This is a genomic window from Vibrio sp. 10N.222.46.A1 (genome assembly GCF_041473595.1).
GTDB classification, from domain to species: domain Bacteria; phylum Pseudomonadota; class Gammaproteobacteria; order Enterobacterales; family Vibrionaceae; genus Vibrio; species Vibrio tasmaniensis_A.
The window spans coordinates 1-288 of the sequence record NZ_JBFRSN010001553.1; the positions used below are offsets into that span (position 1 = coordinate 1).

Annotated in this window: 1 pseudogene; it reads left to right on the top strand. The window is 47.9% G+C overall.

The features are described from left to right. Positions 1-288, top strand: a pseudogene (locus tag AB4496_RS28020) (cysteine/glutathione ABC transporter permease/ATP-binding protein CydD); the annotation flags it as partial.

A 288-nucleotide genomic window follows, 5' to 3' on the forward strand; every position in this document is an offset into this window, starting at 1 on the left:
GAACTGAACTTCGGTCACTACGGTGTTGGCATTACTCTATTCGCAGGTTTGTTCATCCTTATCTTGGCGCCAGAGTTTTACCAACCTCTGCGTGACTTAGGTACTTTCTACCACGCGAAGCAACAAGCGGTTGGCGCAGCCGAAAGTATTGTCGAGTTCTTAGAAACCGACATCACTAAGGTTAAATCAGGCGACACTCAGCTCGATCCGGCTCAAGGCATCAATATTGAAGCTAGCGACCTAAAAGTGTTAAGCCCTGAAGGCGTTCAATTGGTTGGTCCTATCTCG